The organism is Sporichthyaceae bacterium (genome assembly GCA_036493475.1).
GTDB lineage: Bacteria > Actinomycetota > Actinomycetes > Sporichthyales > Sporichthyaceae > DASQPJ01.
Genome location: DASXPS010000022.1, coordinates 1 through 21,571 on the forward strand (window position 1 = coordinate 1; position 21,571 = coordinate 21,571).

Annotated in this window: 24 protein-coding genes; 8 read left to right on the plus strand and 16 right to left on the minus strand. The window is 70.0% G+C overall.

What is annotated here, in order from left to right; genetic code table 11:
* The 5 genes from VGJ14_02830 to purS all read right to left on the minus strand — a co-directional run.
* Positions 1-223, minus strand: a 223-nt coding sequence (locus tag VGJ14_02830) for a hypothetical protein (protein HEY2831333.1), incomplete at its 3' end; no start/stop codon positions are given.
* Entirely contained in the window at positions 220-579 is a 360-nt protein-coding gene (locus VGJ14_02835; protein HEY2831334.1) for a sterol carrier family protein, read from the minus strand. The genes VGJ14_02830 and VGJ14_02835, both read right to left, overlap by 4 nt.
* A 9-nt stretch (positions 580-588) precedes the next feature.
* A complete protein-coding gene (purL, locus tag VGJ14_02840; protein HEY2831335.1) occupies positions 589-2,829 on the minus strand; it encodes a phosphoribosylformylglycinamidine synthase subunit PurL in 2,241 nt (746 codons plus the stop codon).
* Between the two features lie 82 nt (positions 2,830-2,911).
* Entirely contained in the window at positions 2,912-3,601 is a 690-nt protein-coding gene (gene purQ / locus VGJ14_02845) for a phosphoribosylformylglycinamidine synthase subunit PurQ (GenBank protein HEY2831336.1), read from the minus strand.
* Between the two features lie 17 nt (positions 3,602-3,618).
* Complete coding sequence (gene purS, locus VGJ14_02850) at positions 3,619-3,864, minus strand: phosphoribosylformylglycinamidine synthase subunit PurS (GenBank protein ID HEY2831337.1); 246 nt, start codon at positions 3,862-3,864, stop codon at positions 3,619-3,621.
* Between the two features lie 78 nt (positions 3,865-3,942).
* Between purS and galE the strand changes: the two genes are divergently transcribed.
* Both galE and VGJ14_02860 read left to right on the plus strand, forming a co-directional pair.
* Positions 3,943-4,905, plus strand: coding sequence for a UDP-glucose 4-epimerase GalE (gene galE / locus VGJ14_02855; GenBank protein ID HEY2831338.1), 963 nt, complete (start codon positions 3,943-3,945; stop codon positions 4,903-4,905).
* A 258-nt stretch (positions 4,906-5,163) separates the two neighbouring features.
* Positions 5,164-6,654 (plus strand): zf-HC2 domain-containing protein, encoded by a 1,491-nt coding sequence (locus tag VGJ14_02860; GenBank protein HEY2831339.1) that lies wholly within the window; start codon positions 5,164-5,166, stop codon positions 6,652-6,654.
* 8 nt (positions 6,655-6,662) lie between these two features.
* Here the strand turns inward: VGJ14_02860 and purB are convergent, their stop codons facing one another.
* The 3 genes from purB to VGJ14_02875 form a co-directional block, all read right to left on the minus strand.
* Positions 6,663-7,970, minus strand: a complete 1,308-nt coding sequence (gene purB / locus VGJ14_02865; protein ID HEY2831340.1) for an adenylosuccinate lyase — start codon at positions 7,968-7,970, stop codon at positions 6,663-6,665.
* Positions 7,967-9,253 carry a phosphoribosylamine--glycine ligase gene (gene purD / locus VGJ14_02870; GenBank protein ID HEY2831341.1) on the minus strand — a complete coding sequence of 429 codons (1,287 nt, stop codon included), beginning with the start codon at positions 9,251-9,253 and terminating at the stop codon, positions 7,967-7,969. The genes purB and purD overlap by 4 nt, the downstream gene beginning before the upstream one ends.
* 125 nt (positions 9,254-9,378) lie before the next feature.
* A complete protein-coding gene (locus VGJ14_02875) occupies positions 9,379-10,677 on the minus strand; it encodes an adenylosuccinate synthase (protein HEY2831342.1) in 1,299 nt (432 codons plus the stop codon).
* Between the two features lie 92 nt (positions 10,678-10,769).
* On the opposite strand from VGJ14_02875, the gene VGJ14_02880 reads away from it, so the two are divergent.
* Positions 10,770-12,173 carry an NAD(P)-binding protein gene (locus tag VGJ14_02880; GenBank protein HEY2831343.1) on the plus strand — a complete coding sequence of 468 codons (1,404 nt, stop codon included), beginning with the start codon at positions 10,770-10,772 and terminating at the stop codon, positions 12,171-12,173.
* Between the two features lie 16 nt (positions 12,174-12,189).
* Here the strand turns inward: VGJ14_02880 and VGJ14_02885 are convergent, their stop codons facing one another.
* Positions 12,190-12,606, minus strand: coding sequence for a DUF3151 domain-containing protein (locus tag VGJ14_02885; GenBank protein ID HEY2831344.1), 417 nt, complete (start codon positions 12,604-12,606; stop codon positions 12,190-12,192).
* A gap of 192 nt (positions 12,607-12,798) precedes the next feature.
* On the opposite strand from VGJ14_02885, the gene VGJ14_02890 reads away from it, so the two are divergent.
* The gene (locus tag VGJ14_02890) at positions 12,799-13,500 is read left to right on the plus strand and encodes a hypothetical protein (protein ID HEY2831345.1); all 702 of its coding nucleotides are present in this window, start codon (positions 12,799-12,801) and stop codon (positions 13,498-13,500) included.
* 100 nt (positions 13,501-13,600) lie between these two features.
* Here the strand turns inward: VGJ14_02890 and VGJ14_02895 are convergent, their stop codons facing one another.
* The 4 genes from VGJ14_02895 to VGJ14_02910 all read right to left on the minus strand — a co-directional run bounded on the left by VGJ14_02895 (position 13,601) and on the right by VGJ14_02910 (position 16,213).
* Positions 13,601-13,837: a hypothetical protein gene (locus VGJ14_02895; GenBank protein HEY2831346.1), complete on the minus strand. Its 237-nt coding sequence runs from the start codon at positions 13,835-13,837 to the stop codon at positions 13,601-13,603.
* A gap of 248 nt (positions 13,838-14,085) precedes the next feature.
* Positions 14,086-14,829 carry an enoyl-CoA hydratase/isomerase family protein gene (locus VGJ14_02900; protein ID HEY2831347.1) on the minus strand — a complete coding sequence of 248 codons (744 nt, stop codon included), beginning with the start codon at positions 14,827-14,829 and terminating at the stop codon, positions 14,086-14,088.
* A gap of 21 nt (positions 14,830-14,850) precedes the next feature.
* A complete protein-coding gene (locus VGJ14_02905) occupies positions 14,851-15,234 on the minus strand; it encodes a hypothetical protein (GenBank protein ID HEY2831348.1) in 384 nt (127 codons plus the stop codon).
* Between the two features lie 19 nt (positions 15,235-15,253).
* Positions 15,254-16,213, minus strand: a complete 960-nt coding sequence (locus VGJ14_02910; protein HEY2831349.1) for a cyclase family protein — start codon at positions 16,211-16,213, stop codon at positions 15,254-15,256.
* 111 nt (positions 16,214-16,324) lie between these two features.
* Here VGJ14_02910 and VGJ14_02915 point away from each other — a divergent pair, with 111 nt between their 5' ends.
* Positions 16,325-16,708 (plus strand): Rieske 2Fe-2S domain-containing protein, encoded by a 384-nt coding sequence (locus VGJ14_02915; protein ID HEY2831350.1) that lies wholly within the window; start codon positions 16,325-16,327, stop codon positions 16,706-16,708.
* Here the strand turns inward: VGJ14_02915 and VGJ14_02920 are convergent.
* Complete coding sequence (locus tag VGJ14_02920) at positions 16,695-17,420, minus strand: dienelactone hydrolase family protein (GenBank protein ID HEY2831351.1); 726 nt, start codon at positions 17,418-17,420, stop codon at positions 16,695-16,697. The two genes, VGJ14_02915 and VGJ14_02920, sit on opposite strands and share 14 nt — an antisense overlap.
* Before the next feature lie 107 nt (positions 17,421-17,527).
* Here VGJ14_02920 and VGJ14_02925 point away from each other — a divergent pair, with 107 nt between their 5' ends.
* From VGJ14_02925 to VGJ14_02935, 3 genes are all read left to right on the plus strand, one after another.
* Positions 17,528-18,415, plus strand: coding sequence for a transposase (locus VGJ14_02925; protein ID HEY2831352.1), 888 nt, complete (start codon positions 17,528-17,530; stop codon positions 18,413-18,415).
* Between the two features lie 67 nt (positions 18,416-18,482).
* Positions 18,483-19,496, plus strand: coding sequence for a methyltransferase (locus VGJ14_02930; protein HEY2831353.1), 1,014 nt, complete (start codon positions 18,483-18,485; stop codon positions 19,494-19,496).
* Between the two features lie 104 nt (positions 19,497-19,600).
* On the plus strand, positions 19,601-20,041 hold the full coding sequence (locus VGJ14_02935; protein ID HEY2831354.1) for a CAP domain-containing protein: 441 nt from the start codon (positions 19,601-19,603) through the stop codon (positions 20,039-20,041).
* Between the two features lie 24 nt (positions 20,042-20,065).
* Here the strand turns inward: VGJ14_02935 and VGJ14_02940 are convergent, their stop codons facing one another.
* Together VGJ14_02940 and VGJ14_02945 are read right to left on the minus strand one after the other, a co-directional pair.
* Positions 20,066-20,953, minus strand: coding sequence for a hypothetical protein (locus VGJ14_02940; protein HEY2831355.1), 888 nt, complete (start codon positions 20,951-20,953; stop codon positions 20,066-20,068).
* Between the two features lie 132 nt (positions 20,954-21,085).
* Positions 21,086-21,571, minus strand: a 486-nt coding sequence (locus tag VGJ14_02945; GenBank protein ID HEY2831356.1) for a metal ABC transporter permease, incomplete at its 5' end; no start/stop codon positions are given.

Sequence of the window (21,571 nt, forward strand, 5' to 3'; positions counted from 1 at the left end):
CTGCCATTGGCAGGCTGAGGCGCCCGTCCCGATTGCCGGGGCGGGCGCCTTGTCGTTCATCGACGTCAGTTGGTCCTAAGCTCATTTGTTTACGACGCGCGGTCAGCCTGATATGCGCGGATGGTAAGACGAGGTGTTCGACCGTCGCGTTTATTCTGAGCGCCGCCGGATAATTTGATTGAGGTTGCTCCTGCACGGGCACGAGCGACCAGTTGGCGCTCACAGTGGCAGCAAAGCGCTCAGATCGGCGTCGCGTCCACTGGCCGCACAGCGACCCTCGGCCAGCGCTCCGATCCAACTCAATCGACCCGTGGCCAACGCCAGCCACGTCGCCGGATCGGTCTCCACGACATTGGGTGGCGTCCCGCGCCGGTGCACCACGCCGGGCACGCACTGCACCGCCCCGTAAGGCGGGACGCGAATTTCCACCGCGTGGCCCGGATGGCGGGCGGCGAATTCCTCCAGCGTGAAGCGCACCGCGGTCGCCACCACCTCGGTCGGCGCAGCGGCGGGGTCCGCCGACCAGGCCTCCAGGGCGGCGCGGCCGACCTCGGAGTGGACCCGGCGGCGGGGCGGCATGACGGGACGTCAGGCGAACGCGGCGGGCAGCGTCGCGGTGTGCGCGGCGCGCAGTTCGTCCAGCGGGATCCCGCACACCCCGACAAGTTCCAGGGCCGGACCGCCCACCGTGCCCAGCTCGCGCAGCGGCACCCCGTGCGCCGCGGCCAACTTTTCCACCACCGCCAACCGGTCGGTGGGCACGGAGACCAGCACCCGCCCCGCGGACTCGGAGAACAGCGCCACGAACGGGTCACCGGGCAGCTTCACCCGAGCCCCGTGACCGCTACGCATGCAGCACTCCGCCAACGCCTGCGCCAATCCACCTTCGGACAGGTCGTGCGCGGAGGCGAACAACTCCTGCGCCGCCCCCTGCACCAACACCGTCGCCAACCGCCGCTCCGCGGCCAGGTCCACCCGCGGCGGCCGGCCACCCAGGTGCCGGTGCACCACGTGCGCCCACTCCGAGCCGTCGAGTTCCTCGCGGGTCTCGCCGAGCAGCAGGACCACGTCGCCCTCGGTGCGGAAGGCCATCGGCACCCGGCGGGTAACGTCGTCGAGCACGCCGAGCACCCCGACCACCGGGGTGGGCAGGATCGCCACGTCGCCGGTCTGGTTGTAGAAGCTGACGTTGCCGCCGGTCACCGGCACACCCAAGGCCTCGCAGCCGTCGGCCAGGCCGGTCACGGCTTGCGCGAACTGCCACATCACACCCGGGTCCTCCGGCGAGCCGAAGTTCAGGCAGTCGGTGACCGCGATCGGCCGGGCGCCGGTGGCCGCCACATTGCGGTACGCCTCGGCCAACGCGAGTTGCGCCCCGATGTACGGGTCCAGCCGCACGAACCGGCCGTTGCAGTCGGTGGACAGCGCGATGCCCAGGTTGGACTCGTCGTCGATGCGCAGCACGCCGGCGTCCTCGGGCATGGCCAGCACCGTGTTGCCCAGCACGTAGCGGTCGTACTGCTCGGTGACCCAGCGCTTGTCGCACAGGTTGGGCGAGCCGAGCAGGCGCAACAGGGTCGCGCGAATCCCGGCGCCGCTGCTCGGCCGCGGCAACGTCGCCGCCGAGTCGGCGTTCAACGGCTCCTGCTCGGCGGGCTTGGCGAACGGCCGCTCGTAGATGGGACCCTCGTGCGCGACCGTGCGCGGCGGCACGTCGACCACGGTCTCCCCGCGCCACTCCACGGTCAGCCGGCCGGAGTCGTTGACCTCACCGATCACCAGGGCCTCGACGTCCCACCGCTCACAGATCTCCAGGAACGCGGCCACGTTCGCGGGCTCCACGATCGCGCACATGCGTTCCTGCGACTCGCTCATCAGAATTTCTTCGGGCGCCAACGTGGGGTCCCGCAGCGGCACCCGGTCCAGCACCACGTGCATGCCGCCGGCGCCGGCCGAGGCCAATTCGGTGGTGGCGCAGGACAAGCCGGCCCCGCCGAGGTCCTGGATGCCCACCACCAAATCGGCGGCGAAGATGTCCAGGCAGCACTCGATGAGCACCTTCTCTGCGAACGGATCACCGACCTGCACGCTGGGCCGCTTGGACGGCTTGTCGGCGTCGAAGGTCTCCGAGGCGAGTACTGACACCCCACCGATGCCGTCGCCGCCGGTGCGGGCGCCGAACAGGATCACCTGGTTGCCCGGCCCCGAGGCCTTGGCCAGCTTGATGTCGGAGTGCTTCATGACGCCCACGCACAGCGCGTTCACCAGCGGGTTGCCCAGATAGCTGGCGTCGAAGACCACCTCGCCGCCGATGTTGGGCAGGCCCAGGCAGTTGCCGTAGCCACCGATGCCGGCCACGATCCCCGGCAGCACCCGCGCGGTGTCCGGCGCGTCCAGCGGCCCGAAGCGCAGCGGGTCCATCACCGCGATCGGCCGGGCGCCCATGGTCAGGATGTCCCGGACGATGCCGCCCACCCCCGTCGCCGCGCCCTGATACGGCTCCACGAACGACGGGTGATTGTGCGACTCCACCTTGAAGGTGACCGCGTAACCCTGCCCGACGTCCACCACCCCGGCGTTCTCGCCCATGCCGACCAGCAGCACATCGGTCTCCGGGCGCTTCAACCCGAACTGGCGCAGGTGCACCTTGGAGGACTTGTAAGAGCAGTGCTCGCTCCACATCACCGAGTACATGGCCAGCTCGCAGCTGGTCGGGCGGCGGCCCAGGATCTCCTTGATCCGCTCGTACTCGTCCGGCTTCAGGCCCAGCTCCGCGAACGGCTGCTCCAGGCCGGGATCCTTGGCGGCCAGCTCGACGGTGTCCGTCATGCCGCTGACCCCCTCGTTACGTCCGAAGAACAGTGTCCGGGCACCCACGATTCGTCGGACGCAAGGGGGGAGGTGGCGGGGATCATGCCGCCACCAGGCTGCGCAGCACCGAGGTGAACAGCGCCAGGCCATCGGTGCTCGGTCCGGTCAGCGACTCGATGGCGTGCTCCGGGTGCGGCATCAGACCCACCACGTTCCCCGCCGCGTTGCGCACCCCGGCGATGTCCGCGGCCGAACCGTTCGGGTTGCCGCCCACGTAGCGGAACACCACCCGGTTCTCCCGCTCCAGCATCTCCAGCGTGGCCGCGTCCGCGCAGTACTGCCCCTCCCCGTTTTTCACCGGCACCACGATCGTCTGACCCACCGTCAGGTCACGGGTCCACGGGGTGTCGGTGGACTCGATGCGCAGCGCCTGGTCCCGGCAGATGAAGTGCCGGTGGTTGTTGCGGATCAGCGCGCCCGGTAACAGGTGGGACTCGCAGAGCACCTGGAAGCCGTTGCAGATGCCGAGCACCGGCAGGCCGTCGCCCGCTGCGGCGATCACCGCGTCCATGACGGGGGAGAACCGGGCGATCGCCCCGCAGCGCAGGTAGTCGCCGTAGGAGAACCCGCCGGGCAGCACCACCGCGGCCACCCCGGCCAGGTCGCTGTCCCGGTGCCACAGTGAGACCGGCTCGCCACCGGCCAACCGCACCGCGCGGGCGGCGTCCCGGTCGTCCAGCGAACCGGGGAAGGTGACGACCCCGATCCGGGTCCTCACGACCGTGCTCATTGGCCCGCTCGCTCCGCTCACGGGGTGTGCTCGACGTGCACCCGGAACTCCTCGATCACCGTGTTCGCCAGCAGCGTCTCGGCCATCCGGCGGGCGGCGGCCTCGTCGATCTCGCCGTCCACCTCCAGCTCGAAGCGTTTGCCCTGACGGACCGAGGTCACCGACTCGAAGCCCAGTCGCCCGAGCGCCTTGCGGATGGCCTGACCCTGCGGGTCGAGCAGTTCGGGCTTCGGCATGACATCGACCACGACGCGCGCGCCCACGGATCCCCCTGGAAGAATGTCGCGGCAGGTGGTCTCAGGCTATCCGGGAACGTGGAAGCGGTTGGGCGAGGGGGCGACGTGAAGCTGCTGGTGACAGGTGGAGCCGGCTACATCGGCTCGGTGGTCACCGCGCTGTTGCTCGACGCGGGGCACCGGGTGACCGTGGTCGATGACCTGTCCACCGGGCACCTGGACGCGGTGCCCAAGGCGGCGGAGTTCGTCCAGGCCCGGGTGCACGACGCGGTGGAGTTCCTGGACCCCAGCTATGACGCGGTGCTGCACTTCGCCGCGAAGTCGCTGGTCGGGGAGTCGGTCTGCCGCCCGGAGCTGTACTGGAACAACAACGTGGTCGGCTCGCTGGCGTTGATCGACGCCATGCGCGCGGCCGGTGTACGGCGCATCGTGTTCTCCTCCACCGCCGCCACCTACGGCGAGCCGGCCACCATGCCGATCACCGAGGACACCCCGGCCCGGCCGACCAACCCGTACGGCATGACCAAGTGCACCGTGGACACCATCTTGGGCACCGAGTGCGCCGCCCACCAACTGGCCGCGATCAGCCTGCGCTACTTCAACGTGGCCGGCGCCCACGGCGAGCGCGGCGAACGGCACGACCCGGAGACCCACCTGATCCCGAACCTGCTCAAGGTGGCCACCGGCGACGTGGAGTACGCCCAGGTATTCGGCACCGATTACCCGACCCGGGACGGCACCGCGGTGCGCGACTACCTGCATGTGGTGGATCTCGCCGACGCGCATGTGCGGGCGTTGCACGTGCTGCGTCCCGGCGTGCACGGCATCTACAACCTGGGCAGCGGCACCGGCTACACCGTGCGCGAGGTGCTGGACGCGGTGCGCGCGGCCACCGGACACGCGATCCCGGTGCAGGACTCCCCGCGTCGGGCCGGCGACCCGCCCGCGCTGATCGCCTCGAACGCCGCCGCCGCGCGGGATCTCGGGTGGGTGCCGCAGCGCGGCATCGAGCAGATGGCGGCGGACGCCTGGGCGTTCGCGCAGCGTCGGCGAGCGACCCCCGCCTAGAGGGCATGCCTGCCGGATTCCGGTATGTCCGGCGGATCCGGATTTGTCGGCGCGGCGGGTCAAAAGCCCATGTAGGAAGGGAAACTGGCGTTCCCTCACTCGAATGGCAGCACTTTGCCGATTCTCCGACAGTGCTGCCGAGCCGTGCCTACCCTCGGTGACAACGAGCTTGTAATTGTCACATCAAGTAGTGAGCCGAACACACAGGTTCGGCCAGGGTAAGGGCCCCGGGGGCCCCTGAACCGGCGGTGAGTGACGATGGTGACCAAGGACGCGGAGCAGAATCAATCTGCGGAGCAGCCGTCCAGCGACGCGGTGCTGATCGCAGCTGCCCGTCGCGGTGACAAGGCCGCCTTCGAGATGCTGCTGTCCCGCCACGCCGACGCGGCGCTGCGGCTGGCCCGTCGACTGTCGCCGACCGCCGCGAACGAGTTGGTCGCCGAGGCGATCGACTCGGTTGATGCCGAGCTGCGCTCCGGTGCCGGCCCGAAGGCCGCTTTCCGCGCCCACCTGCTGACCGCCGTGCGCCGGGTCAACCTGGACCGCGCGAAGGCCATCGGCAAGGTGCGCCCGATCGACGAACTGGTCTCCAGCAAGACGCTGATGGTGGCCGACTGCCAGGTGCGTCCGGAGTTCATCGCGCCCGCGGCGCGGGCCTTTCGCGACCTGCCCGAGTCGCAGCAGGTGGCCCTGTGGCACACCGAGGTGGACAGTGAGCCATTCCTGGACACCGGCCTGTTGCTGGGCGTGGCCGGCACCGACGTGGCCGAGCTGGCCTTCGGTGCCCGGGACAGCCTGCGTCGGGCGATGATCGGTAGCCAGCTGGACAACGCGGCGTCCGGCCCGTGCCGGTGGACCGCCGACCGGCTCGGCGCGCACGTGCGCAAGCGGCTCACCCCGACCATCGCGGAGAAGGTCCGGGCGCACCTGGCGTCCTGCGAGGCCTGCCGTGAGCTGGTTCCGGCAGTGACGGCAATCGAGACCGAGATGCAGGCGCTGGTCGCCATGGTGGTCCTCGGCGCGGCGGCCGGTCCGTACCTGGGTCAGGAAACGGTCCCCGCGGCCCGGGCGCGCAAGGCGCCGGTAGCGATCCTCCCCGCACAGGGCGGCGACGCGGCGGCCGGGCTCATCGCCGGTCACCGCAAGGCAGCGATGTTCGCCGGCGCCGCGGCCGCGCTGGCCGCGATCGGTCTGGTCGGCGGCCTGCAGATGGCCGGCCACAGCGAGACCACCAACACCCAGGCCGAATCCAGCGACGGGGCGCAGCAACTCACCGTGGTGCCGAAGGTGGCGCTGCCGGCGGTGCAGACGCAGACGCCCGACCTGGCGCCCGCGCAGCCCGAGGACATGCTCGGCCTCAGCGAGCACACCCACGACCCGGACGCCCCGGACGTCACCGTCACCACCCCGGCCAAGGCGGACACCAGCAAGAAGGTGCACACCACCGCGGTGCACCCGGTGGTCATCCACAAGCACAGCCACGCCCCGGCCCCGGCCACTACCGACTCCAATGCCGACAAGCCGGCCACCAACGACAAGCCGACCACGCCCAAGGACGACGCCAAGAAGATCCACCTCGGCGTGGCCGACGTCAGCGTCGGCGACGGTGGCCTGCTCGGGGTGCTCAAGGTGGAGAAGCCGGAGAAGAAGAGCGACTCGGGGGACAAGCCCGGCCCGACCGGCAACGGCGCCACGGGCAGCGGCGGCGTGCTGGGTCTGCTGACCAACCCGCTGACGCCGGGCAACTGAGCTGCGGGTTAGGCCAACTTCTCCAACCGCTCGAACATCGGCTCCAGCCGCGCCACGAACCGCTCCGGCCGGCACACCTCGTCCAGCAGGGCCTCGTCCAGGCTGCGATTCTCCGCGGCCGCGCGGGCGCGCAGCGAGACGCGGAACGGGGTGCCGGTCTGCCAGGTCTCCATCGCCGCGCCCTGCACCAGCGCGTAGGCGTCCTCCCGGGACATGCCCGTCTCGACCAACGCCAGCAGCACCGTCGAGGTGTAGATCAGGCCGCCGGTGGAGTCCAGGTTGGCCCGCATCCGCGCGGCATCCACCACCAGGCCGGTCATCAGACGGTTCGTCAGATGCAGCAGGTAGTCGGTGCCGGCCGCGGCGTCGGGCAGCGCGATGCGCTCCACCGAGGAGTGCGAGATGTCCCGCTCGTGCCACAACGGGATGCCTTCCAGCACCGGGGTGACCTGGGCGCGCACGATGCGGGCCAGCCCACAGATGCGCTCGGACATGATCGGGTTCTTCTTGTGCGGCATGGCCGAGGAGCCCTTCTGGCCCTTGCCGAACGGCTCCCACAACTCGCGCACCTCGGTGCGTTGGCCGTGCCGCACCTCCAGCGCGATCGCCTCACACACCGTGGCCAGAATGGCCAGCGCGGAGATCCACTCGGAGATGCCGTCGCGCAGCACCACCTGGGTGGACACGTCGGCGGGTTTGAGGCCGAGGGCTGTGGCCACGTGTGCCTCGACGGCTGGGTCGATGTTGGAGTAGGTGCCCACCGCGCCGGAGATGGCCATCACCGCGACGGCCTCCCGGGCGCGGCGCAACCGGTCCCGGGAGCGGGCCATGCCGAACGCGAAGTCCGCGACCCGGTGCCCCCAGAGGTCAGGCTCGCCGTGGATGCCGTGGGTGCGGCCGACCCGGAGCGTCTGACGGTGCATCAGGGCATGGTCGCGCAGCGTGGCCACCAGGCGGTCGGCCTTGTCCAGCAGGATGTCGGTGGCCTCAACCAGCTGCAGTCCGAGCGCGGTGTCCAGCAGGTCGGATGACGTCATGCCGAAGTGCACGTAGGCGGCGGCCTCGCGGGGCACTGTGTTGTCCGCCCAGGCGGACAGGAACGCGATCACATCGTGTTGGGTGACCGCCTCGATCTCCGCGACGGCCTGCGGGGTGGGCGCCGCGGCGTTGCGCACCGGCTCGACACAGTCGGCGGGCACCACGCCCGCCGCGGCGTGCGCCTCCAGCACCAACAGCTCCACGCGGCACCACAACTCGTACTTGTGTGCCTCGCTCCAGACGACGCCCATCTCGGGCAGGGTGTAGCGCTCGATCACGAAGGGTCTCCGATCCCGGCGGTGGGAATGGCGATGCGGCCGTCCGCGGCGGCCAGCCCGATGTCGGTGCGGTGTTGCGCACCGTTCAGCCCGATCGCGGCCAGCCCGGTATAGGCCCGCTCGCGGGCGGCGAGCAGGTCGGGGCCGAGCGCGGTCACGCACAACACCCGGCCGCCGGCGCTGCGCACGGTGTTGTCCGGGTCGGCCTTGGTACCCGCGTGGATCACGTGCACGCCGTCCACCGCGTTGGCCGCGTCCAGGCCGGTGATCTCATCGCCGGTGCGTGGGGTGCCCGGATAGTTGGCCGCGGCCAGCACCACGGTGACCGCGACGTCCTCGGTCCAGCGCAGCGGTTCGCAGCCGTCCAGCGTGCCGGTGGCCGCGGCGTGCAGCAGCGCACCCAGGGGGGTGATCAGCCGGGCCAGCACTACTTGGGTCTCCGGATCGCCGAAGCGAGCGTTGAACTCGACCACCCGCAGACCCCGGGAGGTCAGCGCCAGCCCGGCATAGAGCAGGCCGACGAACGGCGTGCCGCGCCGGCGCATCTCGTTCACGGTGGGCTGCAGCACCCGGGCGGTGACGACCTCCAGCAGGTCGCTCGGCACCCAATCCAGCGGACAGTAGGCGCCCATGCCGCCGGTGTTGGGCCCCTCGTCGTTGTCCGCCAGCCGCTTGAAGTCCTGCGCCGGCGCCAACGCCCGCACGGTCTGACCGTCCGTCAGGGCGAACACGGAGACCTCGGGCCCGTCCAGGTACTCCTCGATGACCACGCGCCGGCAGGCCTTGGCGTGCGCGAGGGCGGCCTCCCGGTCGTGCGTGACCAGGACGCCTTTGCCCGCGGCCAGCCCGTCGTCCTTGACCACGTAGGGCGGACCGAACCAGTCCAGCGCCGCGGCGACCTGGTCCGGGTCATCACAGATCCTGGCCATCGCGGTGGGCACCGCCGCCGCGGCCATGACCTCCTTGGCGAAGGCCTTGGAGCCCTCCAGCGTGGCGGCCGCCGCGGACGGACCGAAACAGGCGATACCGCGGTCGCGGATCGCGTCCGCGGCGCCGGCCACCAGCGGCCCCTCCGGCCCGACCACCACCAGGTCAACGCCCAGGTGCGCCGCCAGCTCCGCCACCGCGTCCGGGTCGAGCGCGTTCACCGGATGCGTGGTGGCCACTGCCGCGATGCCCGCGTTGCCGGGCGCGCAATGCAGCTCGCTGACCTCGTCGTCGCGGGCCAGGGCCCGGCACAGCGCATGCTCGCGGCCACCGCCGCCGATCACCAGGACCTTCACGTTCACCGAGCCTAACGACGACGTCCCGCCATGGCGTGTGGGCCCTTCACGAGGCGTTGAAACCCCCACACGCCGTGAGAGGACGGTGGATGGGGTTGGGTCCGGTGCGGGGGCTTGCGGATGGGTCAGCGCACCAGGGAGCGGATCTCGATGGTCTGGTCGCGGCCGGGGCCGACGCCGATGGCAGAGATGGGGGCGCCGGACATCTCTTCCAGGGCCTCGATATAGCGCTGGGCGTTCTTCGGCAGGTCGGACAGGGCGCGGGCGCCGGTGATGTCCTCGGTCCAGCCGGGAAAGGTCTCGTAGACCGGGGTGGCGTGGTGGAAGTCGCTCTGGCTGGCGGGCAGCTCGGTCATCCGCACGCCGTCCACGTCGTAGGCCATGCAGACGGGGATCTGTTCCAGGCCGGTGAGCACGTCGAGCTTGGTCAGGAAGAAGTCGGTCAGGCCATTGACCCGGGTGGCGAACCGCGCGATCACGGCGTCGAACCAGCCGCAGCGGCGGTCCCGGCCGGTGGTGACGCCGCGCTCGTGGCCGACCCGGCGGAGGAACTCGCCGTGGGCGTCGAACAGCTCGGTGGGGAACGGGCCGGAGCCGACCCGAGTGGTGTAGGCCTTGAGGATCCCGCACACTCGATCGATCCGGGTCGGGCCGATACCGGAGCCCGCGCAGGCGCCGCCGGCGGTGGGGTTGGAGGAAGTGACGAACGGATAGGTGCCGTGGTCGACGTCCAACAGGGTGCCCTGCGAGCCCTCCAGACACACCAGCTTGCCCTCGTCCAACGCCCGGTTGAGCACCAGTGAGGTGTCGGTGACGAACGGGCGCAGGGTCTCGGCCAGCGGCAGCAGGCCCTCGGCGATCTCGTCCACGGTGATCGCGCGCCGGTTGTAGATCTTCACCAGCAAATGGTTCTTGTCCTCCAGCGCGCCCTCGAGCTTTTGCCGCAGGATCTTCTCGTCGAACAGGTCCTGCACCCGCACGCCGATCCGGTTGACCTTGTCCGCGTAGGTCGGGCCGATGCCGCGGCCGGTGGTGCCGATCTTGTTGCGGCCCAAAAAGCGCTCGCGGGTCTTGTCCAACGTGGTGTGGTACGGCGTGATCAGGTGCGCGTTGTTGGAGATCAGCAACTTGGAGGTGTCCACCCCGCGCTCCTGCAGCCCGGCAATCTCGGACAGCAGCGCAGTGGGGTCGATGACCACGCCGTTGCCGATCACCGGGGTGCAGCCCGGCGTGAGGATGCCCGACGGCAGCAGGTGCAGCGCGTAGTGCTGGTCACCGATGACCACCGTGTGGCCGGCGTTGTTGCCGCCCTGGTAGCGGACCACGTAGTCGACGGGATCCTTGCCGGACCCGCCGAGTAGGTCGGTGGCCTTCCCCTTGCCCTCGTCGCCCCATTGGGCGCCGACGAGCACGATCGCAGGCATGGCGGGGCGACCCTTCGGTGGGGGACTGGACGATCGCTCAGAGTAGCCTCGCGCTGCGAATCCTCGATGACCCGGCTACCGCGGAGCAGGCCATGGGCATGATCGAGACCGATTACCTGGTGGTGGGCGCGGGCGCGTCGGGGATGGCGTTCGCCGACGACCTCCTCGCGCATTCCGACGCCGAGGTGGTGCTGGTGGACCGCCGCGACCGTCCCGGCGGGCACTGGCACGACGCGTATCCGTTCGTGCGGTTGCACCAGGCCTCGGCCAACTACGGGGTGAACTCCCGGGCGTTGGGCAGCAACGCGATCGACGTGGCCGGGTCCAACGCCGGCTTCTATGAGCGAGCCACCGGCGCGGAGATCGTCGACTACTTCGGTCGGGTCCTCGACGAGCACTTCCTGCCGTCCGGTCGAGTCCGCTTCCTCGGTATGCACGACTACGTTGGGGACTGGTCGGGTGAGCATGCCGCGGTCTGTCGGGTGACCGGCGCGTCGACCACCGTTCGGGTGCGCCGGCGCATCGTGGACACGACCTACCTGGATGTGCAGGTGCCGGCCACCCACACCCCCGCGTTCACCGTCGATCCGGGCACGCGCCTCATCCCGGTCGGCGGACTGGTCGACCTGGGCCGGGCACCGGGTGGGTTCACCGTGCTGGGCGCCGGTAAGACCGCCATGGACGCATGCACCTGGTTGCTCGACCACGGCGTCGATCCCGACCGGATCTGCTGGGTACGTCCGCGCGACGTGTGGATGTTCGACCGCGCCGGGGTGCAGCCGCTGGACCTGCTGCCGGAAACGATGACCGCGATGGCGCTGTGGGTCGAGTCCCTCGCCGCGGCGGAATCGGTGCCGGACCTGTTGGCGCGGGTGGAGAGCTGCGAACAGCTGTTCCGGCTGGACCCGACGGTGGAACCCGACGCCTTCCGGGGCGCCATCCTCAGCCGGGCGGAGATCACCGGACTGGGTCAGATCGAGCGGGTCATCCGGCAGGGTCGCATCCGCCGTCTGGGGACCGACCGGATCGTGCTGGACTCCGGCGAGGTGGCCGCCGACCCCGGCACCGTGTTCGTGGACTGCACCGCCTCGGGTTTCCGCTGGGCACCGCCGGTACCGATCTTCGCGCCCGGTCGGATCGTCCTGCAGTCGTTGATCGGGGGCTACACCACGCAGTACGCGGCGCTGGTGGGTTTCGTCGAGGCCGGCTATGACGACGATGTCGAGCGCAACCGGCTGTGCCCGCCGGTCCCTCAGGTGACGCTGCCATTGGACTGGGTGGCGACCGTGCGCGGCTTTCTGCGCGTCGCCGCACTGCACGCCGAGGAGCCCGAGCTGACGCGGTGGGCGGAGCAGGCCCGGTTGAGTTTCAGCTGCGGACTCGCCCAGCGGTTGGGCGATCCGCGCCTGGCCGCCGCGCTCGGGCGGTGGGCCGCAAGCGCAGAGCTTGCCCTGGTCAACGCGGAGAAGTTCCTGGCGGGCTCGGACCGCATGTGACCCGCCGAGGTGCAGGTCAGCCGCCGCCCAGCGCGTCCGCTGCCGCCTGGCTGGACTCCGCCAGGAACGAATAGCAGCGGCGGGCCTCGTCGTCCTCATCGATCGCGGCGGCGGCGCGACCCAGGGCGTGCAGGGCGCGCAGGAAGCCCTGGTTGGGCCCGTGGTCCCAGGGCACCGGGCCGTAGCCCTTCCAGCCGTTGCGGCGCAGGTTGTCCAGGCCGCGGTGGTAGCCGACCCGGGCGTAGGCGTAGGACTCGATCACCGCCCCCCGCGCCCAGGCGTCCTCGGCCAGTGCGGCCCAGGCGGCGGAGTGGGTGGGGAAGGCCGCGGCGACTTTGGCCGGGTCCACCCCGTCGGCCAGCTGACCGCGGGGCTCCGGTTCGTCGGGCAGGTGCGTCGGCGGCGGTCCGGCGAGCAGGTTCGGTCCAGTCATGAGGTCCATCCTGCCCAAAAGCCGGCGGCAGAAATTCGCGGGTGCGGACCGGTCAAGGCGGGACCAAGCCGAACCAAGGGTCGGCACAGCGCGGATCGAGGAGTTTCAACACTCCGGCTCGGTTCTTGATCGAGTGTGCCGCGGGGCGGATCGTCAGTCTCGACCTGCCCGTACCCCCCGACGGGAGCACCGATGTCCTGGCTGTTCCGTACCTCGATTGACTCCGACGTGGAGGAGATCGACCCGGACCTGCCGGAGCACTGCACGGTGGCGATCCTCGGTACCGGCTTGGCCGGATTGGGCACTGGCATCCGGTTGGCCAAGGCCGGGCGGGGTGACTTCGTGCTGCTGGAGCAAGCCATCGGCGTCCGAGCGAATGTGCGCCGCCGCGCGCTTGAATCCGGGGTGTGGGCACACATCCGGTTCGGCACCGAACTGCGCGCTGCGGAGTGGGACGCGGTGCACTCGTGGTGGCGGCTGCGTACCAATCGCGGCAGCATGACCGCGAACTTCCTGCTGGTGACCACCGAGGATGTGTCCGGTTCGGTGTGCGGGCGGGACGGCCGCAGTCTGCAGCAGGTGTGGGCGCACGAAGGTGGCCGAGCGTACCCGGCGGCCGCGGTGTCGGGCTTCCCCAATCTCTTCCTGGCGCACCAGGAGCAGATTCGAATGATCAGCAGTGGATTGAAGCTGTTCGCGGCCAAGGGAATCCGCGAGTTCGAGGTCCGCTCGGAGGTCGAGACGGAGCGACCGCCGCGGCGGCTGGGCCGACATTTCTATCCCCACGACTACCACCTGACGGTGGGTCAGCCACGCTCCGGCGACCCGAGATACCGGCCAGGTGGAGAAGTTCCGCGACCCTCGGCGGTGGGTGCGGAACGGCTCGCTCCGTAGCGGTTAGGCGGGCAGGCCCCCAAACGGCAGGCGGGCATACAAAGGGCGACGGCCCGGTCGATGGAGGTCGACCGGGCCGCCGCTCGTTTCACAAGTTGGATCAGTGGTGGTTGTAACGCACCATGTGGCATTCCACCCGCACGTGGCGACGGTGGTGCCGGTAGGTCACCTCGCGGTGGCACACCCGACGGGTCTTCACCACGTGATGCGCCGGTGCGTGGGCAGCCACCGCAGCCTGTGTGCTGGTGATCGATGCGGCACCCGCGGACGGGGCCATCATGGTTCCCCCCATCAGCACGGCGAGCGCGCTGCTGGTGACGATTGCCATCTTGCGCATTGAAATCTCCTCCCACATCGCCCGGAAATCGATGGGCTCGATCCTCGGGATGTCCGCTCAATTCGGGCCGGCACGGAGAAACGTACGGACCGATGCTGTGTGTACCTTTGCGCCCAAATGTGAATGTCCCGGGCGCCCCTGGCGGCGCATGGATGAACGTCTGCTCCGGCGCACAGCACATCAGCGCGGAAGTAAACCGACGGGCAGCGGACACCGTGCGCTCGGTGCCGACATTCTCTGACGCAGCGTCAGCGGTTGGCCATCGCCGCCGCGATGCGGTCCCTGGTGTCGGCCGCGGCCCAGATGCGGGCGACCTCGACGTCGTGCTGCGCGGCCGCGTCGATGCGCGCAACCGCCGCCGCCCGCAGGTACTGCTTGGCCCGCGCATAGGCGATCGGACTTCCGTGGCCGAGCGACCGGGCCTCGACGATGGCCTCCTCCAGCAGCCATTCCGGCGGACACAGTCGGTGCACCAGGCCGACCTGTTGGGCCTCGGCCGGGGAGTACAGCGCGGCGCCGAGGATGATCTCCTCGGCACGTTCGGCGCCCGCCGCGCTGATGACCAACTCCATCGCCGAGGCCGGGAACGGCACGCCCACGCGGATCTCGCTGGCCCCGATGCGCGCGGTGGGAGTTTCCGCGGCGAGGCGCCGGTCCGCGGCGGCGACCAACACGCAGCCGCCCGCGATCGCGTGCCCGTTGATCGCGGCGACCACCGGCAACGGTGCGGTGAACCATGCCCGGAACGTGCGGGCCAGCGCGGTGATCAAGGCCTGGGCGTAGTCCTCGCCCTCGGCGAGCACCCGGCGCAGGTCGACCCCGGCGCAGAACGTGGATCCGGTGCCGTAGAGCACCACGGCACGGGCTCCGGAGTCGGCAACCTTCTCGATCGTGGCGGTCAGCGCGTCGAGCAACTCGACGTCCAACGCGTTGACCTTGCCGTGCGCCGGGTGCACCAGTGCGATCTCGTTGCGCATCTCGAGTTCGATCACGGGGCCATCTTGCACCGTTTTCTACTCGGGAGTAACCCCAATTTCCACGCAATCCTGCGCGCAGCCGCCGTCGGTGCTCGGCGCGGGTACCTCCGCCGGTCGGTGCAGCACCGCGCGGGTGGGGGCGACCACGATGGCCTCGCCGGCTACCCGCCCGGTGCCGTCCACGATCAGCGAGTAGCCGCCCGGCTCGTACGGCGGCGCGAGCAGGGTGACCAGCTCGTTGAGCTCGATCGCGTCGCGGCTGCGTCGCCCGGCACCGGTCACCTCGACGACCGAATCGCGGGCTCGGGCCGTCAGCGCCGAGATGTGGGGTCGCGGCTGTTCACCCACGGTCAGCAGATAGACGAACGGGAACCGGCCCAGCATCTCGGCCAGCTCGCCCGGTTCCACCTCGATGCTCATGCCGGCAAGCCTACGTGGGTCATCGGATCGCGATCGGGTTCACCGGGGCCCCGGTGCCGCCGACCACCTTCAACGGGGCCGCGGCGTAAAGGAAGGTGTAGCGGCCGTCGCCGGCACAGGCCGCGGCCAGCTCCTCCAGCCAGCAGATCTCGGTCATGGCCACGCCGAGGTTGCGCATCAGGGCCGCGTGCAGCGGCAGGATCACCCCGGATTCCGGGTCGAGGGTGACCTCGTTGGCGATGGTGTCGGTAACCAGGTTGGGGATCTCCCGCTCCTGGAACCAGCGCACCAGCGGAGCCGAGTAGGTCAGGCCCGGCTCGCAGAACCCCTCATAGAACTCCTCGTGCGGGACGGCGTACCAGTACTTCATGAACCCGGTGCGGATCAGCAGGATGTCGCGCTTCTCGATGCTCACGCCCTGGGCCTTGGCGATCGCCTCCAGGTCGTTGTGGTCGAAGGTCTCGCCCTTGTCCAGCCACTCCTTGCCACGGTGGCGGGCCACGTCGAGAAGCACGCCGCGGCCGACCACCCCCTTCTGTGCGATCGGCAGCACCGAGGCCTTGGCCATGGCGCCGATCGTGCTGCGCGCGTCGTAGCCGTTCCAGATCTGGCCGTCGTACCAGACGTGGCCCAGCGCGTCGTACTGCGTGGAGCCCTGCAGGAACAGCGACGCCTTGTCGTCGGCGTAGTGCAGGTCGCCGGGGTACTTGGGTGCGTCCGGGCCGTCCCAGTGGCTCTCGTCGATGATGTTCTCGCGCTCGATGCCGGAGCGACCCGGCCACACCGGGTCACCGCCGGGGTGACCCATCTGCACCTGCAGGGTGTAGACCTCGCCGGACTTCACCTGGGCCACGCCGCGCAGGACCTGCCCCGCGTCGAGGTAATTCAGTGATCCCACCTCGTCGTCCGGACCCCACTTACCCCAGTTCGACGGGGCATCGGCGCCGAACAGGTCGCGCACTGCAGGGGCTTCGGTCATCGGACGCTCCAATGATGGGACGGGTACCTGCCCGCCCCGATCATGCTCAGGCCCGCCACCGGAGCAGAATGCGGGGCACCGGACGGCGCCCCGCACTTTTCGGAGGAATCCATGTCGCGTGAGATCACGGTCGGTCCGCTCGCGGACTTCCCCGACGGACAACTCATCGCCACCAAGGCCGACGGCCAGTCGGTGATCGTTGCCCGCAACGGCGACAACGTCTGCGTCGCCGCGAACAAGTGCCCGCACCTGGGCATGTCGTTGACCAAGGGTCCGGGCGGCCTGAAATACGAGAACGGCGTGGTGCAGTGCGCCTGGCACAACTCGCGGTTCGAGGTGTGTAGCGGGGCCAACAAGGACTGGGTTACCGGCCTCGCCGGCCGCAACACGCCGGGATGGTCGCGCAAGCTGATCAGCTTGGGCCGCAAGCCCGCCGACCTGACCACCTACCCGGCCAGGGTCGCCGACGGAGCCGTGGTGATCACCGTCGACTGACCTGCCGATCGAGGAAGGCGAAGGTGCGCGCCCAGGCCGCCTCGGCGGCGGCCGGGGCGTGCCCGGCATGCATCGGGAACGCGATCTTCTCGATCCACGGGTGATTGCCGTCGGTCATGAACGAGTGCCCGGCGCCGTCGTGCACCACCACGTCGTGCTCGATACCCAACGCGGTCAGGTGATCCTCCAGCCGCGCCGCGTGCCGGCGGAACGGGACGTCCCGCGACCCGTACGCGGCGACCACGGGGCACACGTTGCGCAATGTCTCGGCGTTCTTGCCCACCGCGCCGTAGTTCACCGAGGCCGCCCGCAGGCCGAACGGGCCGCTGGCCGCGAAGATCAGGGCGAACCCGCCGCCCATGCAGAACCCGATGACCGCGAGCCGTTCGTCGTCCACATCCGGCCGGCCGGCCAGCCAGGCCCGGGCGGCCTCGATGTCCGCGGTCACCCGGCCCGGCTTGCCGCCGGCCATCTCGGCCATGGCCCGGGCCAGGCAGCCGACCCGGATGCCGTGGTCGAACAGGTCCGGCACGACGGCCACCCAGCCGCGTGCGGCGAACCGATCGGCGACCCGGTTCATCTCCGGGGAGGGCCCGAAGACATCGGTGAGCACCACGATGCCGGGTCGCTGCCCGCCCGGCTCCGCGGGTACCGCGACGTCGGCGCCGAGCGTGGAACCGTCGGGGAGCGGGATGCGCTGCTTGGTGGTCACGCGACAATTCTGCTCACCCCGGAAAACGACCGGCCGCCGGCGCGCCCCGGAGGGGATAGCGCCGAGAGCTAACCGGCACCGCACCAAACGACATGACGGAGAGTCAGATGAAGCGCCACGCTCATGCGCAGACGACGGAACAGAAGGTCGCGGCGGTACTGGCCGGGCTGCGCGGCGACCGTGAGCACAGCGAGGTCTGCGCGCAGCACGAAATCGACGAGCGGACCTACGCCGCCTGGATGCAGGGCTTCCTGTCCGGCGGTCGTGAGGCGCTCGCCCGGATGGCCGTGGAGACGGCGGCGAGCAATGCCCATGCCGGGCACGCGCACCTACCGCACCTGCCGGCCTGGCTGCGACGCACCCGGGGCGAGACGCGTTTGCACGTGGTGCTGGCGGTGCTGGCGGCGATCCTCCTGCAGGCGGTGCTGCCGGACCGTTTGGCACTGCACCCGGTGTGGCTGTTGCCCGCGCTGGAGGTGGTACTGCTGATCGTGCTCACCGTGTTCAACCCGATGCGGATGACGCGGAGCACACCGTTGCAGCGGGCCACCGGTTTGTTCCTGTGTGGCCTGGTCGTGGCCGCGAATGCGTTCTCCGGCATCCGCCTGGTGCACGACATCCTCACCGGGCACGGCACCAAGGACCCGAACACGCTGTTCGGCAGCGGAGCGTCGATCTACCTGACGAACGTGATCGCGTTTTCCTTGCTGTACTGGGAACTCGACCGTGGCGGCCCGGTCGCCCGGGCCAACGCCACCGACCCGCACCCGGACTTTCTGTTCGCCCAGATGGCCTCGCCCGAGGTCGCCGACCCGAACTGGGAACCCACCTTCGGCGACTACCTCTACACCTCGCTGACCAACGCCACCGCGTTCAGCCCCACCGACACTCTGCCGCTGACGCTGTGGGCCAAGACGCTGATGGGAATTCAGTCGGTGGTGGCCCTGGGTGTTGTCGGCCTGGTGGTGGCACGCGCGGTGAACATCCTGTCTTGACCGCTCCTGCAGGCCGGCGCAGTGTTGAGCACCGCATGTGCCGGACACCGAAATCCCAGGAGCATCCGTGACCCCGAACGCTGCGCCCCACGCCCCGATTCTCGAGCTCACGTTCGCCACGGTGCTGTCCCGTGCGCTGTACGCGGTGACCCAGCGCGGCATCCCGGACGTGCTGGCCGCGGGCCCCGCGACGCCGGACGAGGTGGCAGCCAAGGTCGGCGTGCACCCGATCGCGACGCTTCAGGTGCTGCGCGCCTTGGCCTCCGCGGGGATTTTCACCCAGGGCAGCGACGGGCGCTACGGCCTCACCCCCGTCGGCGAGACGCTGGTCGAGGGTCACCCGACGGCGGCGCGCGACCTCGTGCTGACGTTCGGCGCCCCCGGCTTCTGGACCGCCGTGTCAGAGATGCCCGCCGTGCTGGAAACCGGCCGGACCGGCGTGCAGATCGCCTTCGACATGTCCGCCTTCGACTACCTGCGGCAGCACCCGGACGAGGAAGCCCTCTTCAACCGCACGATGATCGCCGTGCACGGCGGCGAGCCGGCGGCCGTCGCCGCTGCCTACGACTTCTCCGGCATCCGCACGCTGGTCGATGTCGGCGGTGGCCTGGGCACCATGCTGGTCACGCTGCTGGAGGCCAACCCGGCCCTGGCCGGTGTGCTGTTCGACGCCCCGACGGTGGTCGAGGTGGCCAAGGAGACGATCGGAGCGGCGGGCCTGGAGAGTCGCGTTACGCGGGTCGGTGGGGATTTCTTCGCCTCCGTCCCGGCGGGCAGTGACGCCTACGTGCTCTCGCACGTCCTGCACGACTGGGACGTCGAGTCCTGCCACACGATCCTGCGCAATTGCCGCGACGCGATGAACCCGGGTGGCCGCATTCTCATTGTGGAGATGGTCCTACCGCCCGGCGCCGAACCCCACCCGGGGAAGATGTTGGACCTGCTCATGTTGTCCCTCGCCGGTGGCCGGGAGCGCACCGCCGAGGAGTACGCGGAATTGGTGGCCCCGGTGGGTCTACGGATCGAGCGAGTGGTGCCGACGCTGTCCCCGGTCAGCGTCGTGGAGGTCGTGCCCGCCTAGGGGATCAAGCACCCCGCAGCGACTGCCGATACCGGCCATGAAGCCGAGATCGTTTTCGGCAGTCGCTGCGGAAGGTGCCTGTGTCCTATCGCCCCATTGCTCGAATGACCGTGTTGGCCGTGGTCGGTGGCGCCGTGTTCCTCGGAGGTCCGGTCAGTCGCGCCGAGGCGTCCACCCCGGTGTTCCAGACCGCGATCAACGCCCTGGTCACCACGGCCCGACTCGCCCACGGCTGCAAGCCGCTGAAGCTCAACAGCAAACTCAACAAGTCCGCCCAGAGCCATGCCAAGGACATGTCGAAATACGACTACTTCACCCACACCTCGCGCGACGGCACGAGCTGGAGCAAGCGGATCGAGAAGGCCGGCTTCAAGAATCCGGGCGGGGAGAACATCGCTTACGGATACCCCACCGCGGCGTCCGTCGTGCAGGCCTGGCTGGCTTCACCCGGCCACCGCCGCAACATCCTCGACTGCAACTTCAAGTACATCGGCGTCGGCTATGCCGCCCAGGGCGCCTACTGGGTGCAGGACTTCGGGTACTGAGTCACCGCTTTCTCTGACGGATCGTCAGCAGCAGGTGCACGTGGTCTGGCAACGCTCCTTACCCGGCCGGGACATGGCGGCCGGCGGCGGCGCGGGCGCCGGCGGGGTCTGAATCGTCATCACACCCGACGGTGCGGCCGGGTCCGGCGCATCCGGGTCGGGGATCTCCGACGGCGAGGAGTTGAAGATGGCCTTGCCGTGCGCCTTGCTGGGCCGCTCCGGCGGCATGCACGGGGTGGTGTTGACCTCGTTGCCGTAGGGGCGGGCGGGCTCGTCGGTGAACTGCTGGCACGGCCCGTACTCGGTGGGCGCGACCACCCCGGTCCACCAGGAGGTGCGCTTCTCCGCGCCCGCCCAGGAGAACGAGAGGTGAATGTGTGAGACATGCGGGTCGCCGTAGTCATAGGCCCGCCAGCCATCGGAGTCCATGTGCGCGGACCAGATACGGCGGTTCCAGATCAGGTACATGACGCCCAGTCGGCGCGCGTTGACCGCGTGGTTCGCGAGCAGCCAACTCACCGCCTGCTGACCCGCGGCCTGGTCGGCGTAGGAGTTGGGGTTGAGCATCCAGTCCCAGGCTCGACCTTCTTTGTGCTCCGACCGCCCCCCGGCGACGCCCGGCGCGCTGCAGTTGCGAATGATCCCGCCGCTCCAGCCGTGCTTGAACGTGGTCAGCATCAGCTGCTCGAAGGCGACGACGCCCGGCTTGGGGGTGGGGTCGCAGGAGATCTGCGGCACGTACGGGGAGTAGTCCTCGACCTGCGCGGGCAGGGCGACCGCGGCCTGCGGCACCGCACCGACGGTGTGCACGGTGGTCGCGGCCCAACCGGCCCCGCCATTGAGCACTGCGCTCGCACTGAGCACGGCCACCGCCGTCGCCCGCACCGCGTTGCGCTTGCGCCTGCCGTTCATGTCCGCCCCCGCCGATCGTTCGCTCCGACGCAACGACGGTGTCCGTTTCGACCCGGTAACCGACACTTGTGGGGCCCATTCGGGTGACCGTGCGCACGGGGAATTCACCCGGATGGCGCAGTGCTGCGGCGGTCACCGACTGACCCAGCCGCGGCGCGTCCGGTGCGCGCCCAGCCCCCGGCAGGCCAGGAAGATGCTGAACGAGATCGTGGTGACGTAGGGGCTGATCGGCAGCGTGCTCCCGGTGGCCAGCAGGATGCCGCCGATGGTGGCCACCACGGCGAAGGTGACGCTGAGGGCGGTGACCACAACGGGGGTGGCGGTCACCTGCATGGCCGCCGCGGCCGGGGTGACGAGCAGGGCCAACACCAGCAGCGCGCCGACGATCTGCACCGCGGTGGCCACGGCCAGGCCCAGAGTGAGCAGGAACAGCACTGACAGCATGCGGGTGGGCACCCCTCGTGCGGCGGCAACGTCGGGATCAATGCCGGCGAAGGCCAACGGCCGCCACATGCCCGCCAATGCCACGATGACCACTGCGCACACCACGATCAGCCAGCGCATCCGTGGGGTGTCCACCGCAACGATCTGTCCGGTCAGCAGCCCAAATTTGTTCGC

Bases quoted from the DNA above. Each gene is read 5' to 3' on its own strand.
- VGJ14_02940 (HEY2831355.1), bottom strand. From the start codon at position 20,953: ATGAACGGCAGGCGCAAGCGCAACGCGGTGCGGGCGACGGCGGTGGCC.
- VGJ14_02905 (HEY2831348.1), bottom strand. From the start codon at position 15,234: ATGAGCATCGAGGTGGAACCGGGCGAGCTGGCCGAGATGCTGGGCCGG.
- VGJ14_02935 (HEY2831354.1), top strand. From the start codon at position 19,601: ATGACCGTGTTGGCCGTGGTCGGTGGCGCCGTGTTCCTCGGAGGTCCG.
- purQ (HEY2831336.1), bottom strand. From the start codon at position 3,601: ATGAGCACGGTCGTGAGGACCCGGATCGGGGTCGTCACCTTCCCCGGT.
- VGJ14_02885 (HEY2831344.1), bottom strand. From the start codon at position 12,606: ATGACTGGACCGAACCTGCTCGCCGGACCGCCGCCGACGCACCTGCCC.
- VGJ14_02910 (HEY2831349.1), bottom strand. From the start codon at position 16,213: ATGACCGAAGCCCCTGCAGTGCGCGACCTGTTCGGCGCCGATGCCCCG.
- VGJ14_02875 (HEY2831342.1), bottom strand. From the start codon at position 10,677: ATGCCTGCGATCGTGCTCGTCGGCGCCCAATGGGGCGACGAGGGCAAG.
- purL (HEY2831335.1), bottom strand. From the start codon at position 2,829: ATGACGGACACCGTCGAGCTGGCCGCCAAGGATCCCGGCCTGGAGCAG.
- VGJ14_02925 (HEY2831352.1), top strand. From the start codon at position 17,528: ATGAAGCGCCACGCTCATGCGCAGACGACGGAACAGAAGGTCGCGGCG.
- VGJ14_02890 (HEY2831345.1), top strand. From the start codon at position 12,799: ATGTCCTGGCTGTTCCGTACCTCGATTGACTCCGACGTGGAGGAGATC.
- VGJ14_02880 (HEY2831343.1), top strand. From the start codon at position 10,770: ATGGGCATGATCGAGACCGATTACCTGGTGGTGGGCGCGGGCGCGTCG.
- VGJ14_02895 (HEY2831346.1), bottom strand. From the start codon at position 13,837: ATGCGCAAGATGGCAATCGTCACCAGCAGCGCGCTCGCCGTGCTGATG.
- VGJ14_02915 (HEY2831350.1), top strand. From the start codon at position 16,325: ATGTCGCGTGAGATCACGGTCGGTCCGCTCGCGGACTTCCCCGACGGA.
- VGJ14_02835 (HEY2831334.1), bottom strand. From the start codon at position 579: ATGCCGCCCCGCCGCCGGGTCCACTCCGAGGTCGGCCGCGCCGCCCTG.
- VGJ14_02860 (HEY2831339.1), top strand. From the start codon at position 5,164: ATGGTGACCAAGGACGCGGAGCAGAATCAATCTGCGGAGCAGCCGTCC.